Here is a 12,254-nt window from a genome sequence, read left to right as displayed (position 1 = left end):
TTTTGAAAGCGGGGTTATTTCAGGAACTTGCCCATGATGTCGTCAAGTACCGAACCGTCGTCATCGGCGTCCAGAAGGTTGGTCAGCATCGACAGGTCGGGGCCTTTCGAGTCTGCTCCAAGGAACTTGGTGGCGAGGCTGACGAGGCCACCTGCTGGCGAGCTGCCCGTCATGGTGTCGATGGAGGCATCGGGCAGGTTCTTCTGCAGACCGCCCTGTGCCATTGCGGCCAATGCGGGCAGGAACTGTTGCACGATCGAGGTATCAACGCCGACGCGGGCGGCGGCCTGGTTGGTGAGTTCATCCGCGCCTTCCGAGCCGCCCAGAAGGTTGTCGAGAAAGGCTTTTCCCTGCATCTGGCCTGCTTGCGAGGCGGCGGCGGTGGCGTCGTCGAACAGCGCGGCCTGATCTTCGCCCTTGAGCGCCCCCAGAAGGGTGTTGAGGTTGCCGGATGCGGCCTGTTGCTTGGCCGCCGAGCCGAGGGCAGGGGCAAGCAGGGCCGTCAGATCGCTGGCCTTGTCGGCATCAAGGCCGAACTGATCTGCGAGGGCGCCGAGGCCATGGCCGTTCTGGGATTGTTGGAGAAGGGAAAGTAGGGACATCGAATTGTCTTCCGTTGTGGCTGAAATCACGGGGAAGAAACCAGACGTTGTCCCTTATTTTCAGGGGAAAAATCCCGACATCGTATCAGCGGCCGAAGTCGTCTACCGTGACCACAGTGTCGCCGTTCTTGTCCATGCGGGCGAACCAGTCAGGGACGGCCGCCATGAATTCCTGATGGGTGACCGAGCCGTCGTTGTTTGCGTCGGTAAACTTGCGCAGCATGCCATTGGCGGGGTTGTTGTGGCCCTTGCCGTGGCCCATGCCGTTTTCTTTCATGTCGTTGGCGCGGGCTTCGTCGAAGAGATCGTATTCCTCAGGCGAGAGGACGCCGTTGTCATCCGCATCGAAGGTCACGAAGACGTCGTCGCGCCGTTCGGTGGCTTCTGCGAGGGTGACCTTGCCATCTTCGTTCAGGTCCCAGTTTTCAACAAAATGGGAGCCGGGGCCTTCGCCGGCGGCAAATGCGGAGGTGGCTATGATCGAAAGTGAAAGGGCGGCGAGTGTGGTTTTCATCGGGTGTCTCCCTGAAAAAGGATAAGGGCACCGAAGTGCCCCTGAGGTTCAAGCGTTGCTCAATTCGTCAAAGCATTCCAATGCCTTGGCGGCGTACATCATCGAGGGGCCACCGCCCATCTGGATGGTCATTGCCAGAACGTCGCCCACTTCTTCGCGGGTTGCACCGGCCTTGATCAGGGCCTCGCAGTGCAGCACGATACAGGCTTCGCAGCGCATGGCGACGGCGATGCCGAGGGCGACGAATTCCTTGGTTTTAAACTCGAGAACACCACCTTCCTTGACCGCTTTGCCAAGGCCGCCAAAGGCGCGGGTGGTATCGGGGATCACCTTGTTCAGGCCGCGCAGTTGGTCACGGGTGCCGTTCAGTTTGTCAGTCCAGCTCATATTCGACTCCTAGAATTCATTTGAATGCTGGAGACCACGATTTCATATGCGAATCTTTGATTAAGATCAGATTGGGCGGAAAATCGGACGTCGGTGCCACGTCGGTATTGCGACGGTATTGCGACGGTGCGGCTGCGTGAAGTTGCGGGGTTAATGGGGCGTGCGTGGTTAACAACCGGTTTGCGCGGAAGGGCGGGGTTTTTATGCTTGAAACCCGATGGGTGGGTCGCCCGGCGGCAGCGCCGGGCTGCGCCTCGGATCAGGCCGGTTTGCGCCAGATGATCGCAAGATTGTTGGCGGGCATCTCGACCATATCGGCGAAATCGAGCCATGCGTCGCGGCCCCAGTCGACCACGTCGAAATCGCTCTTGTAGCCAATCTCGGGGTCCTTTGCCTTAAGCGAGGCGTGGAAGGTCCGGTCGCCATCGCTGGTGAGTTCGTCGTCACGCATGAAGGGGCCGTAGATGATCAGGGTGCCGCCGGGGGTGAGGGCCTGCGCGGCCTCGGAGATGAGGGTGCGGGCCTCAGCCGTGCTGATGAGGTGCAGAAGGTTCACGAGCAGGATCAGCGACTGGCCCGCGTTCTGGCTGCCCCAGCCGGGGGATGTGGCATCGAGGTCGAGGGCCTCGGCGACGTTCGGCAGAGCGGCCTCTGCAAGATAGGCGTTGATACTGTTGCGGCGGGTGGCGTCGATTTCGGAAGGTCGCCATGTCAGGCCGGGCATGGCGCTGGCAAGGTGCACGATGTGCTGGCCGGTGCCGCTGGCCAGTTCCAGCGCCTTGCCGCTTGACGGGGCGTTGTCGGCCACAAGCGCCACGATGGCATCCGCGTTGCGGGCGGCGGAGGGGGCAAAGAGGCGACCGTCTTCGCCGGGGGTGGCGACCGAGGCGCTGTCGGGAAGATTGAGACGTTTGGGCATCACGCGAACCTTTTGGGGTTGAGGGCGGCGAGGGTCACGTCGTCGAGATCAGATTTGTGGCCGGCGACGATGTCGGCGATCAGTTGCGAGGCGGCGGGGGCGGTCTGGAAGCCATAGCCGCCCTGACCGGAGACCCAGAAGAAGGCGGTGTCGTCCACGGCGGGGCCAAGCACGAGGTTGCGGTCGGGCGAGAAGGTGCGCAGGCCGGCCCAGCTTGATTCTAGGCGGGTGACTTCTTCGGTGACATGTTCTTCGTAGCGGGCGAGGCCCTCGGCAAGGACCATGTCATCGGCCCATGCGTCATGCGGCTCTTGCGGGTGTTCTTCGGCGGGCGAGACCAGCAACTTGCCCGCGTCGGGCTTGGCGTACCAGTCTTCCTTGATGCCGAGCATCATCGGCCAGCCGGAAATGTCGTGGCCGCCCGGTGCGGGGATGCGGGCCATGGAGCGGCGCATAGGCGTAAAGCCGAGCGGGGCGATGCCGGCCATCCTGGCGATTTCGTCCACCCATGCGCCGGCCGCGTTGAACAGGGTCTTGGCCTCGTAATCGGTGTCATTAGCGGTGACGCGCCAGCCGGTGTCGAGCCGCTCGATGGCGGTGACGGTCTGGCCGGTCAGAACCTCGCCACCGTGGCTGCGGGTGATCTTGGCGAAGGTCTGGATTTGCAGGTCGGTGTCGATGTCGAAGGCCTCGCCGTGGTGACCTGCAAAGCCGACGGTTTCGGGATCGAGGATCGGTACCATGTCAAAGGCCTGATCGAGCGCGATCTGCTGCATGTTGAGGTGGTCGCAGGCGGCGTGGAATTCGCTTTCCTCGCCTTTCTTGCCCACCAGCATTAGACCGCGGGGGCTTAGGAAACCGCCGTGGGCGTTGTGGTGGAAATCGGCGCTGGCTTCGGAGAGGGCGACGGTGGAGGCGAGGCCGTAATTGGCCTCGAACAGGGCGGCAGAGCGGCCCGAGGCGTGGTAGCCCAGAGCGGGTTCGCGTTCGAGCAGAACGGTCTTGCCCAACGGTGCAAGGCGGGCAGCGGCGGAGGTGCCGCCAATGCCACCTCCGATCACGAGGAAATCAATCATGCTTCTTCCAGTCTGTCAGTCGCCGGGGGCGGCGTCGGGGAAAGGGCGGACAGGCGGGCATAGAGCGCGTCGTCCATATCAAAATCAATGGCGGCCAGCGAGGGGGCCAGTTGGTCGGCGTTGCGGGCCGAGAGAATGGGGAAGGGGCCTGCGGGGTGGCGGGCGGCCCATGCCACGGCGAGGGTGGCGGGGTGGATGCCGATCTCGCGGGCGATGTCGCTGAGGTCGGCGGCGGCGCGGTGCATCCAGTCGACGCCGTAGCGAGTGGCGTAGTGGCTGTCGTTGACGATGCGGCCCGAGGCCTCGGGCGTACTGTACTTGCCGGACAGCAGGCCGCCTCCGAGCGGAGAGTAGGGGGCGATGACGATCCCCTGATCGCGGGCCATCGGGAAGATTTCGACCTCGGCCTGGCGTTTCACGAGGTTGTACATGGGTTGGATGATGTCGATGGTCAGGTCGCGGGTGGCGGCCACGGCGACGGCTTTCATCACCTGCCATGCGGCGAAATTCGACACACCGATGTGGCGGATCAGCCCTTCGGATTTGAAGGCCGCGAGGGTGTCGAAGGTTTCGCCGAGATCGGTCTGGGCGTCGAAGCGGTGCAGGTAGAGGATGTCGACGCTGTCCATGTCGAGACGTTGGCGGCAGATGTCGAAATGGCTGCGCAGGGTGGTGGCGCGGGCATTGTCGTAGCCCACCTTGGTGGCGATCACGAGGCGGTCGCGGTGCGGCGCGGCAAGACGGCCGAGGATCTGTTCAGAGCGCCCATCGGTGTAGTTGTAGGCGGTGTCGAAATGGGTGATGCCGGCGGCGAGGCTGGCTTCGAACATTCCGGCCGAGGCGTTTTCGTCGGCATTGCCGCCAAACTGCATGGTGCCGAAGGCGAAGCGGCCAATCGAGGTTCCGTCGGGGCTTTGGATCAGGCGTGTCATGGCGCGACGTTGCCATGACTTTGTGACAACTGGAAGTGGATTATTGTGACGCGCCGGTGACGGGGGTGCCGCCGAAGCCCTTGGGATCAGGCGGCTTTCCGGTGGTCAGTAGGGGTTGCGGGGGCTTCGGTCGGACGAGAGGGTGGCCTGCCGTTCCGCGACTAGGGATTCGATGGCGTCGGCAAGGTGGACTTCCTGAATGTTGTAGTCTCCCGCGTCGACGCGCATCCGGTGAGCGCGGATCATGACGTCGGCGTGGGTGCAGCCGACGGGCGGTTCGAACTTGTAGCAGGCGAGTTCGATCAGGAGCCCCATCGGATCCTTGAAGTAGATCGAATCCATGAAGCCGCGATCCTTTGGGCCGGAATGCGAGATGCCGCGCTCGTCGAGGCGTTCGACGGCCTGAAGGAAGGTGGCCCGCGACAGGTTGAAGGCGAGGTGGTGGACGCATCCGGGTTCGGTCGGGGTGCGGCGGGGATCGGGTGTGCGGGTTTCGTTGGTGAAGATGGTGATCAGGCGGCCATCGCCGGGATCGAAATACAAGTGGCCCTCGTCGGGATTGTCGAGGTTGGGCTGGTCGAAGATGAAGGGCATGCCCAGCACGCCCTCCCAGAAGTCGATGGAGGTTTGCCTGTCTGCACCGGTGAGGGTGATATGGTGGACGCCCTGGGCCTGAAGTTTGCGCATGGTCACATCTCCTTGTTTGAACATGAGGGGTGGCCTCCGTAACGGCACCCTGTTCTGAAACCGCGTGAAACCAAGGCGGTTTCGTGATCTATTCAGAGAAATCCTAGCGCAAAAGCCAGATCATTCCACGCCCCGATGACCGAATTGAATGCCCTGATCGACCTTATAGACGATTTCGCCAATGGTGCGGATTTCGATGCGCGGTGGCGGTTGGCGAACGAGGCGGTGCGGAACCTTGGGGGGATGGCGGTCAATATCGGCGAGTTCGATACGACCACGCAGGAGATTAAGTGGTTGACCAGCACCATGTCGACGGAATGGATGGATCGCTACATGGAGCGGGCCTATTTCGACGCGGACGAGATTCTTGATCACTGTGTGAAATCGAACGAGGTGATCCGCATCGAGACCGGGTTGAAGATGCCGGAGAACAGGTTTTGCCCGGTGGAGGTGGCGCTGGACCACGATCTGCACGACTTTGGCTATCGCGGGTTCATGGCGCAGGCCCTGACGACGGGTGTGCAGGATCGGCTGGCGGTGTCGATGGTGATGAACCATGCACCACGTGCGCTTGAGGTGCCGGAGGCAGACGCGCATTTCAGACGTATGGCGGCGGTGATCGCGGCGTTCATCGGGCGGCCTGACACGTCCGGGGATGTCGAGGTCTACTATCCCAAGCAGAGGCGGCTGACCCCGCGCGAGCGTGACGTGCTGTCATTGCTGGCGAACGGGCACCAATATGCGCGGATTGCCGAGAAGCTGGGCCTTGCCGAGATCACGGTGCGGACCCACGTTCAGACCGCGCGGGCCAAGCTGAAGGCATCAACGCGCGAGCAGGCTGTGGCGATTGCCGTGCGGGATCGGCTGATTTCGATCTAGGGCGGGAAACGAGAAACGGGCATGCCGCCAAGCATGCCCGCCACTAGGAAAGTGGATAATTTCTCAAATAGGCGGTCCTGTGGGATGCATTTCCGGTTGGATCGGGACTGTGAGCTACCTTCCGGGAATGGCGGGATCCGCGCCGAAAACATCGCGGTAACAAGGGTTTGGTGCAACCTATCGAAATGGATAGGTTGGGTGGGTTCTGGTCATTCCGGGCGCGGGGTGGCAGGTTGGCGCCAAGGTATCTGAGAGGTTTGGCCATGGCGCAGAAGGTGAGCTTTGAACGCGGGGCGCATGTGTTCAGCCCGGGACAGGAATGCGCGGGCTTTGTGCGGCTGGAGTCGGGGACGATCCGGGTGTCGATGACGGCGGCGAACGGGCGGGAGGTGGTTCTCTATCGCGTTCTGCCCGGCGAGATCTGTTTGCAGACTTTTTCCTGTCTGGTGGATGGCCATTGTTATGCCGCCGAAGGGGTGGTCGAGCAGCCAGTCGCGGGCGAGTTCATTCCCAAGTCGGCCTTCTGGCGTCTGATGGGCGAGGATGAGGCGTTTCGGCGCGACGTGTTCTCGGCGGTGGCGCAGCGGTTCGGGGACTACCAGAGGCTGGTGGAAGAAGTGGCGCTGACCGGGTTTGACACGCGGCTGGCGCGGGTGTTGCTTCGGCTGCGGGACGGGAAGGATGTTGTCCATGCGACGCATGGCGAGTTGGCCGCCGAGACGGCCTCGGGGCGGGCTTTCGTGTCGCGGCGGCTGGCGGAGTTCGCGCATCGCGGGCTGGTCGAGCTGGCGCGCGGGCAGGTGAGCCTGCTGGATATTTCGGGCGTGGAGCGCATTGCCGAAGATGATGGGTGACAGTGTCACCGACAGGGGTGCGCACGTGGGCGCATAAAGGGGCAAATCTGGCAAATAGGAGATTCGCCCATGCCCCGTAATGAAGGCACCCTCGACCGCGCGCTGCGCATCATTCTTGGTCTTGTCCTGCTGTCGCTGGTCTTTGTTGGCCCGCAGACCATGTGGGGCCTGATCGGGATCATCCCGCTGGCCACAGGCCTGATGGGCTATTGCCCGCTGTATCAGATCGTTGGCCTGAACACCTGCCCGATGAAGAAGTCGTAAGTGGCAGGTGGCTCGGCGATCACCGCCGACCTGATGAAACAAAAAAGGCCCGCTGGATCAGCGGGCCTTTGGTGTGTTTGGAGCCTTAGCCGGATCAGTTCGGCAGTTCCGCGTCGATGCCTTCGACGTAGAAGTTCAGACCGGCCAGACCGTTGTCGCCATAGTCGGCGGCGGTTTCACCCTCTGCCAGCCAGACCGAGCCGTCCTGCTTGTTCAGCGGGCCGGTGAAGGTGTGGTAGGAGCCGTCCGCCAGCGATTCTTTCAGAGCCAGTGCCGAGGCTTTGACATCTGCCGGAACCGCGTCGGAGATTTCACCGATGCCAACCATGCCAGCGCCGATGCCGTCCCAGGTCGATTTCGATTCCCAGGTGCCATCCATCACGGCCTGGGTGCGGGCAACGTAGTAAGGTGCCCAGTCATCGATGATCGACGAAACGCGCGGGAAGGGGGCGTATTCGCTCATGTCCGATGCCTGACCAAAGGTCACGACGTTGCCTGCGGCCTGTGCGGCGGCCTGCGGTGCGGTCGAGTCGGTGTGTTGCAGGATCACGTCAGCGCCCTGTTCGATCAGCGCCTTGGCGGCGTCAGCTTCTTTTGCCGGATCGAACCAGGTGTAGGCCCAGACGATCTTGAACTGGACGTCGGGGTTGACCTTCTTGGCGTGGATATAGGCCGAGTTGATGCCGCGGATCACTTCCGGGATCGGGAAGGAGGCGATGTAACCAATGGTGTTGGTCTTGGTCATGTGGCCCGCGATGTGGCCCTGAACCGCGCGACCTTCGTAGAAGCGGGCCGAGTAGACCGAGACGTTCGGTGCCTGCTTGTAGCCGGTGGCGTGTTCGAATTTCACCTTGGGGAACTTCTTGGCGACGTTGATGGTCTGGTCCATGTAGCCAAAGGAGGTGGTGAAGATCAGGTCGGCACCGTCAAGCGCCATCTGGGTCATCACGCGCTCGGCGTCGGGGCCTTCTGGTACGTTTTCGACATAGACGGTTTCAACCTTGTCGCCGAAAGCTTCGACAACGGCCTTGCGGCCCTGATCGTGTTCATAGGTCCAGCCGCCATCGCCGACGGGGCCAACATAGACAAAGCCGACCTTGGTTTTGTCCATCGCCATTGCGGTGGTTGCCAGACCCAGCGCGACAGCAGCGCTGGTTAGGAGTTTGGTGAGTTTCATGCGGGTAGCTCCCCCTGTTGGTTATTAACTATGGCCCCGTCATTGCGAGGCGTGGAACGTGCGGCCGAGCGAGGCGGGTGCGCCGCTTTTGTCGGCCGACATGATAACGAGCACGAGAATGGTGATCAGATAGGGCGACATTGCCAGATATTCGACAGGGATGGCAACGCCTGCCGCCTGCAAGTTGAGCTGAAGCACGTTGATGCCGCCGAAAAGATAGGCACCGAGCAGGACGCGCCAAGGCTTCCAGCTGGCGAAGACGACCAGCGCGAGGGCGATCCAGCCGATACCGGCGGTCATGCCTTCGGTCCATTGCGGCACGCGGATCAGCGAGATGTAGGCGCCACCGACACCGGCGCAGGCGCCGCCGAACAGGATTGCAAGGATGCGGACGCGGATCACACCATAGCCAAGCGCATGGGCGGCGTCGTGGTTTTCGCCCACCGCACGCAGGATCAGGCCGCCACGGGTGTATTTCAGGAAGGCATAGACCGCGGCGCAGAGGATCAGGCCGAAATAGAGGATCGGGTCGTGGCCAAAGAGGATCGGGCCGACAACCGGCAGGTCGGTGAGGACGGGAATGTCGAGCTTGGGCATTTCCGGCGGGCGGATGCCGACATAGCTTTGGCCCATCAGAGCCGAGAGGCCGAGGCCGAAAAGCGTGAGGGCAAGGCCCGAGGCGACCTGGTTGGCCAGGGCGAACTGGGTCAGGAAGGCAAAGAGCAGCGACAGGAGACCCCCGGCAATGGCGGCGGCGATCACGCCGACAAAGGGCGATCCGGTTTCGACCGAGATCGCAAAGCCCGCGATGGCCCCGACGATCATCATGCCCTCGACACCAAGGTTCAGAACGCCCGCGCGCTCTACGACAAGTTCACCGATCGCGGCCAGCAGGAGCGGTGTCGCCGCAACCATGAGCGAGGCGATGAGGAGGACGGGGTTGATTGCTGAGAGATCCATTATGCGACCTTTCCGGGTTCGCGCAGGGCGAGGTAGAGGGGCAGAGCGAGGGACAGGCCGACGGTGAAGCCTGCGGGCAGGACCAGCCACCAATTGCGGATGTCTTCGCGTTTGGCGTCATAGAACGACCAGAGCCAGAACACTGCGATGGAGATCAAAACGTCGGTTGAGAAACCCGCAGCCGCGCCATTGGCAAAAAGCCCTGTTACAAAGCTGATTGGAGCCAGCCCGTTGGTGGCGAAGAACGAGCCGAAGAAGGCCCAAGGCACTAGGGTGCCCACCACGCAGAATGCTATCCATGTCGACCGGCTGGGCATCAGGCTGCCCCTTTTGCAGCGAACTTGACGCGGTAGTTGGTCAGGAGGTCCAGCGCGAGCAGGAAGAACAGGAGCATGCCCTGGAAGACCTGGATCGCCGCCGAGGGCAGGCCGAGTTGCGATTCCGCGATGTCGCCGCCGATATAGGTGAGTGCCATCAGCAGGCCCGCAAGCAGGATGCCGAAGGGGTTCAGGCGGCCGAGGAAGGCAACGATGATGGCGGTAAAGCCGTAACCGACGTTGAAGTCGATGCTGATCTGGCCCGAGGGACCAGCGACTTCGAACAGCCCGGCAAGACCGGCCAGCGCGCCCGACATGCCGAGGCAGAACAGGATCAGGCGGGCGGGTTTGACGCCCGAGAAGCGCGCGGCGCGGGGGGCTTCGCCGGAGAGGCGGATGTTGAAGCCGAGGATGTGTTTGTTCAGTAGAACATAGGCCATGATGACGGCGATCATCGCCACGACGACACCCCAGTGCATGCCGTAGTCCTGGGCGATCCAGCTGGTGGCGGAGGGGTAGTCATTGAGGTTGCGCGAGCCGGGGAAGCCAAAGCCCTGTGGGTTTTTCAGCAAGCCAAGCGACATCGAGGCCAGCAGTTGCTCGGCCACGTAGACCAGCATCAGCGAGACGAGGATTTCGTTGGTGCCAAATTTCACCTTGAGGATGGCGGGGATCATCGCCCAGAGCCAGCCGCCAAGCGCGCCGGCCATGACCATGAGCGGAAAGATCAGCACGCTTTCGGTGGGATAGAAGGCAAGGCCCGCACCTGCGCCGCAGATCGCGCCGATGATGTACTGGCCCTCCGCGCCGATGTTCCAGATGCCGGCCTTGAAGCCCAGCGACAGGCCGATCGCGATCAGGATCAGGGGCGCGCCTTTCACCAGAAGCTGTGGGCGGTAATAAAAGGCGTATTCGCCAAAGATCGGATCCCAGAAGATGGTGCGGATCGCCTCGAACGGGTTCTTGCCTAGGGCAGCAAACAACAGGCCGCCCGCGATCATGGTGACGATCACCGCGATGACCGGTGTCGAGACCGACAGGGCCTTGGACGGCATGGGGCGTTTTTCGAGCTTGATCATGCGTCTTCTCCCACGTTGGCGACTTCCATGCCGTGTGCGCCGCCCATCATCAGGCCGATTTCGTCGATTGTCAGACCGGCGGCGGGGCGGATGTCGGACATGCGGCCCTCGTTCAAAGCGCCGAAGCGGTCAGAGATTTCCATGAGTTCGTCGAGATCCTGCGAGATCACGACAATGGCCGCGCCTTCGGCGGCCAGATCAAGAAGCGCCTGACGGATTGCGGCGGCCGCGGCGGCGTCGACGCCCCATGTGGGCTGGTTTACGATCAGGACTTCGGGGCGTTGCAGCACCTCGCGGCCGATGACGAACTTTTGCAGGTTGCCACCCGACAGGGCGCGGGCCGCCACATGCGGGCCGGGGGTGCGTACGTCGAAGGACTGGATGATCTTCTCCGCAAAGCTGGTGGTGTCGCCCCAGTTGACGAAGCCGTTCGACGTGAGGTTTTCGCGGATTGCGCCGGTCAGGAGAGCGTTTTCGGTCAGGCTCATGTCTGGCGCCGCGGCGTGACCGAGGCGTTCCTCGGGCGCGGCAAGGATGCCACGGGCGCGGCGTTCGTTGGGGCCGAGGTTGGCAATGTCCTGTCCCTTGACCTTGATGCTGTCGGGCCAGGTGAGGGCCTCGCCGGAGAGTGCGGAGAGGAGTTCATCCTGACCGTTGCCCGCGACACCGCCGATGCCGAGGATTTCGCCGGCGCGCACGGTGAAGTGGATGTTCTTGAGCGTGGTGCCAAACGGGTTGGTGGGTTCGAGCGACAGGCCCGAGACATCGAGAACCACGTCACCGGATTTCTCGGTGGTGCGGGTCGGGGTTTGCAGGGTGTCGCCGACCATCATTTCGGCCATGTCGCGGGCCGAGGTCTCGGCGGGCACGCATTCGCCGACGTTCTTGCCAAGACGCAGGATGGTGGCGTGGTCGCACAGGGCGCGGATTTCTTCGAGCTTGTGCGAGATGTATAGGATCGAGGTGCCTTCGGCCTTGAGCTTGTTCAGGGTCTTGAACAGGATTTCGACCTCTTGCGGGGTCAGAACCGAGGTGGGTTCGTCCATGATCAGGAGCTTGGGATCCTGAAGCAGGCAGCGGATGATTTCCACGCGCTGGCGTTCGCCTGCCGACAGATCGCCGACCGAGCGGTTGGGATCGAGGGGCAGGCCATAGGTTTCCGAGACGCGGCGGATGCGGCGGGCGAGATCGCGCTTGGGCGGAGGGTTCTCCATGCCGAGGGCGACGTTTTCGGCCACGGTGAGCGCATCGAAGAGCGAGAAGTGCTGGAACACCATCGCGACGCCGGTGGCGCGGGCGGCCTTGGGCTCCGGTGGGGCGAAGGGCTGGCCCTGCCATGTCATGGTGCCGCTGTCGGGTTTGACGAGACCGTAGATCATCTTGACCAGCGTGGATTTTCCGGCGCCGTTTTCGCCCAGGAGCGCGTGGACTTCGCCTTCCTGAATGTCGAAAGACACGGTGTCGTTTGCGACGACCCCCGGATAGGCTTTGGTCAGACCGGAGATGCTGAGCAAGGGTCCTGTCATGTAGAGATGTCCCTGTTGGAGCCGAATTGAATGCGTCGCGCAGCACCCCGGCCTTGTCGTTTTTTAGCGCACCCACACTAG

15 protein-coding genes are annotated in these 12,254 nt (G+C 62.6%); 3 read left to right on the top strand and 12 right to left on the bottom strand.

Going from position 1 to position 12,254, the window contains the following annotated elements:
• Positions 1-14: 14 nt before the first annotated feature.
• The 7 genes from NNA36_RS00790 to NNA36_RS00760 form a co-directional block, all read right to left on the bottom strand.
• The gene (locus tag NNA36_RS00790) at positions 15-602 is read right to left on the bottom strand and encodes a DUF937 domain-containing protein (protein ID WP_255103341.1); all 588 of its coding nucleotides are present in this window, start codon (positions 600-602) and stop codon (positions 15-17) included.
• Positions 603-687: 85 nt separating this feature from the next.
• Positions 688-1,116, bottom strand: a complete 429-nt coding sequence (locus tag NNA36_RS00785; RefSeq protein ID WP_255103340.1) for an EF-hand domain-containing protein — start codon at positions 1,114-1,116, stop codon at positions 688-690.
• Positions 1,117-1,164: 48 nt separating this feature from the next.
• Positions 1,165-1,503, bottom strand: coding sequence for a carboxymuconolactone decarboxylase family protein (locus tag NNA36_RS00780; RefSeq protein WP_255103339.1), 339 nt, complete (start codon positions 1,501-1,503; stop codon positions 1,165-1,167).
• A gap of 259 nt (positions 1,504-1,762) precedes the next feature.
• Positions 1,763-2,422, bottom strand: coding sequence for a DUF938 domain-containing protein (locus tag NNA36_RS00775; RefSeq protein WP_255103338.1), 660 nt, complete (start codon positions 2,420-2,422; stop codon positions 1,763-1,765).
• The gene (locus NNA36_RS00770) at positions 2,422-3,498 is read right to left on the bottom strand and encodes an FAD-binding oxidoreductase (protein ID WP_255103337.1); all 1,077 of its coding nucleotides are present in this window, start codon (positions 3,496-3,498) and stop codon (positions 2,422-2,424) included. Before NNA36_RS00770 ends, NNA36_RS00775 begins: the two co-directional genes overlap by 1 nt.
• A complete protein-coding gene (locus NNA36_RS00765; RefSeq protein ID WP_255103336.1) occupies positions 3,495-4,430 on the bottom strand; it encodes an aldo/keto reductase in 936 nt (311 codons plus the stop codon). Before NNA36_RS00765 ends, NNA36_RS00770 begins: the two co-directional genes overlap by 4 nt.
• 105 nt (positions 4,431-4,535) lie before the next feature.
• Positions 4,536-5,117 (bottom strand): VOC family protein, encoded by a 582-nt coding sequence (locus NNA36_RS00760; protein WP_255103335.1) that lies wholly within the window; start codon positions 5,115-5,117, stop codon positions 4,536-4,538.
• Positions 5,118-5,252: 135 nt separating this feature from the next.
• Between NNA36_RS00760 and NNA36_RS00755 the strand changes: the two genes are divergently transcribed.
• The 3 genes from NNA36_RS00755 (at position 5,253) to NNA36_RS00745 (ending at position 7,114) form a co-directional block, all read left to right on the top strand.
• Positions 5,253-5,996: a LuxR C-terminal-related transcriptional regulator gene (locus NNA36_RS00755; RefSeq protein WP_255103334.1), complete on the top strand. Its 744-nt coding sequence runs from the start codon at positions 5,253-5,255 to the stop codon at positions 5,994-5,996.
• Positions 5,997-6,259: 263 nt separating this feature from the next.
• Entirely contained in the window at positions 6,260-6,850 is a 591-nt protein-coding gene (locus tag NNA36_RS00750; protein WP_255103333.1) for a Crp/Fnr family transcriptional regulator, read from the top strand.
• 69 nt (positions 6,851-6,919) lie between these two features.
• The gene (locus NNA36_RS00745) at positions 6,920-7,114 is read left to right on the top strand and encodes a DUF2892 domain-containing protein (RefSeq protein ID WP_255103332.1); all 195 of its coding nucleotides are present in this window, start codon (positions 6,920-6,922) and stop codon (positions 7,112-7,114) included.
• Between the two features lie 94 nt (positions 7,115-7,208).
• Here NNA36_RS00745 and NNA36_RS00740 read toward each other — a convergent pair whose 3' ends face one another.
• The 5 genes from NNA36_RS00740 to NNA36_RS00720 are packed head-to-tail and all read right to left on the bottom strand — an operon-like array spanning position 7,209 to position 12,173.
• Entirely contained in the window at positions 7,209-8,291 is a 1,083-nt protein-coding gene (locus NNA36_RS00740; protein WP_255103331.1) for a BMP family ABC transporter substrate-binding protein, read from the bottom strand.
• A gap of 39 nt (positions 8,292-8,330) precedes the next feature.
• Positions 8,331-9,251: an ABC transporter permease gene (locus tag NNA36_RS00735; RefSeq protein WP_255103330.1), complete on the bottom strand. Its 921-nt coding sequence runs from the start codon at positions 9,249-9,251 to the stop codon at positions 8,331-8,333.
• Positions 9,251-9,568 (bottom strand): DUF2834 domain-containing protein, encoded by a 318-nt coding sequence (locus tag NNA36_RS00730; protein ID WP_255103329.1) that lies wholly within the window; start codon positions 9,566-9,568, stop codon positions 9,251-9,253. The genes NNA36_RS00735 and NNA36_RS00730 overlap by 1 nt, the downstream gene beginning before the upstream one ends.
• Positions 9,568-10,647 carry an ABC transporter permease gene (locus NNA36_RS00725; protein ID WP_255103326.1) on the bottom strand — a complete coding sequence of 360 codons (1,080 nt, stop codon included), beginning with the start codon at positions 10,645-10,647 and terminating at the stop codon, positions 9,568-9,570. Before NNA36_RS00725 ends, NNA36_RS00730 begins: the two co-directional genes overlap by 1 nt.
• The gene (locus NNA36_RS00720) at positions 10,644-12,173 is read right to left on the bottom strand and encodes an ABC transporter ATP-binding protein (protein WP_255103323.1); all 1,530 of its coding nucleotides are present in this window, start codon (positions 12,171-12,173) and stop codon (positions 10,644-10,646) included. The genes NNA36_RS00725 and NNA36_RS00720 overlap by 4 nt, the downstream gene beginning before the upstream one ends.
• Positions 12,174-12,254 lie beyond the last annotated feature (81 nt).

It is taken from the genome of Shimia sp. CNT1-13L.2, assembly GCF_024331145.1.
Classification (GTDB): Bacteria; Pseudomonadota; Alphaproteobacteria; order Rhodobacterales; family Rhodobacteraceae; genus Shimia.
This window is presented reverse-complemented; position numbering and strand designations above follow the sequence as displayed.

What these genes read in the sequence shown, in the direction of transcription:
- NNA36_RS00755 (WP_255103334.1), top strand. Translation starts at nt 5,253, where the DNA reads ATGACCGAATTGAATGCCCTGATCGACCTTATAGACGATTTCGCCAAT.
- NNA36_RS00760 (WP_255103335.1), bottom strand. Translation starts at nt 5,117, where the DNA reads ATGCGCAAACTTCAGGCCCAGGGCGTCCACCATATCACCCTCACCGGT.
- NNA36_RS00750 (WP_255103333.1), top strand. Translation starts at nt 6,260, where the DNA reads ATGGCGCAGAAGGTGAGCTTTGAACGCGGGGCGCATGTGTTCAGCCCG.
- NNA36_RS00735 (WP_255103330.1), bottom strand. Translation starts at nt 9,251, where the DNA reads ATGGATCTCTCAGCAATCAACCCCGTCCTCCTCATCGCCTCGCTCATG.
- NNA36_RS00745 (WP_255103332.1), top strand. Translation starts at nt 6,920, where the DNA reads ATGCCCCGTAATGAAGGCACCCTCGACCGCGCGCTGCGCATCATTCTT.
- NNA36_RS00725 (WP_255103326.1), bottom strand. Translation starts at nt 10,647, where the DNA reads ATGATCAAGCTCGAAAAACGCCCCATGCCGTCCAAGGCCCTGTCGGTC.
- NNA36_RS00765 (WP_255103336.1), bottom strand. Translation starts at nt 4,430, where the DNA reads ATGACACGCCTGATCCAAAGCCCCGACGGAACCTCGATTGGCCGCTTC.
- NNA36_RS00720 (WP_255103323.1), bottom strand. Translation starts at nt 12,173, where the DNA reads ATGACAGGACCCTTGCTCAGCATCTCCGGTCTGACCAAAGCCTATCCG.
- NNA36_RS00740 (WP_255103331.1), bottom strand. Translation starts at nt 8,291, where the DNA reads ATGAAACTCACCAAACTCCTAACCAGCGCTGCTGTCGCGCTGGGTCTG.
- NNA36_RS00775 (WP_255103338.1), bottom strand. Translation starts at nt 2,422, where the DNA reads ATGCCCAAACGTCTCAATCTTCCCGACAGCGCCTCGGTCGCCACCCCC.
- NNA36_RS00785 (WP_255103340.1), bottom strand. Translation starts at nt 1,116, where the DNA reads ATGAAAACCACACTCGCCGCCCTTTCACTTTCGATCATAGCCACCTCC.
- NNA36_RS00790 (WP_255103341.1), bottom strand. Translation starts at nt 602, where the DNA reads ATGTCCCTACTTTCCCTTCTCCAACAATCCCAGAACGGCCATGGCCTC.
- NNA36_RS00780 (WP_255103339.1), bottom strand. Translation starts at nt 1,503, where the DNA reads ATGAGCTGGACTGACAAACTGAACGGCACCCGTGACCAACTGCGCGGC.
- NNA36_RS00730 (WP_255103329.1), bottom strand. Translation starts at nt 9,568, where the DNA reads ATGCCCAGCCGGTCGACATGGATAGCATTCTGCGTGGTGGGCACCCTA.
- NNA36_RS00770 (WP_255103337.1), bottom strand. Translation starts at nt 3,498, where the DNA reads ATGATTGATTTCCTCGTGATCGGAGGTGGCATTGGCGGCACCTCCGCC.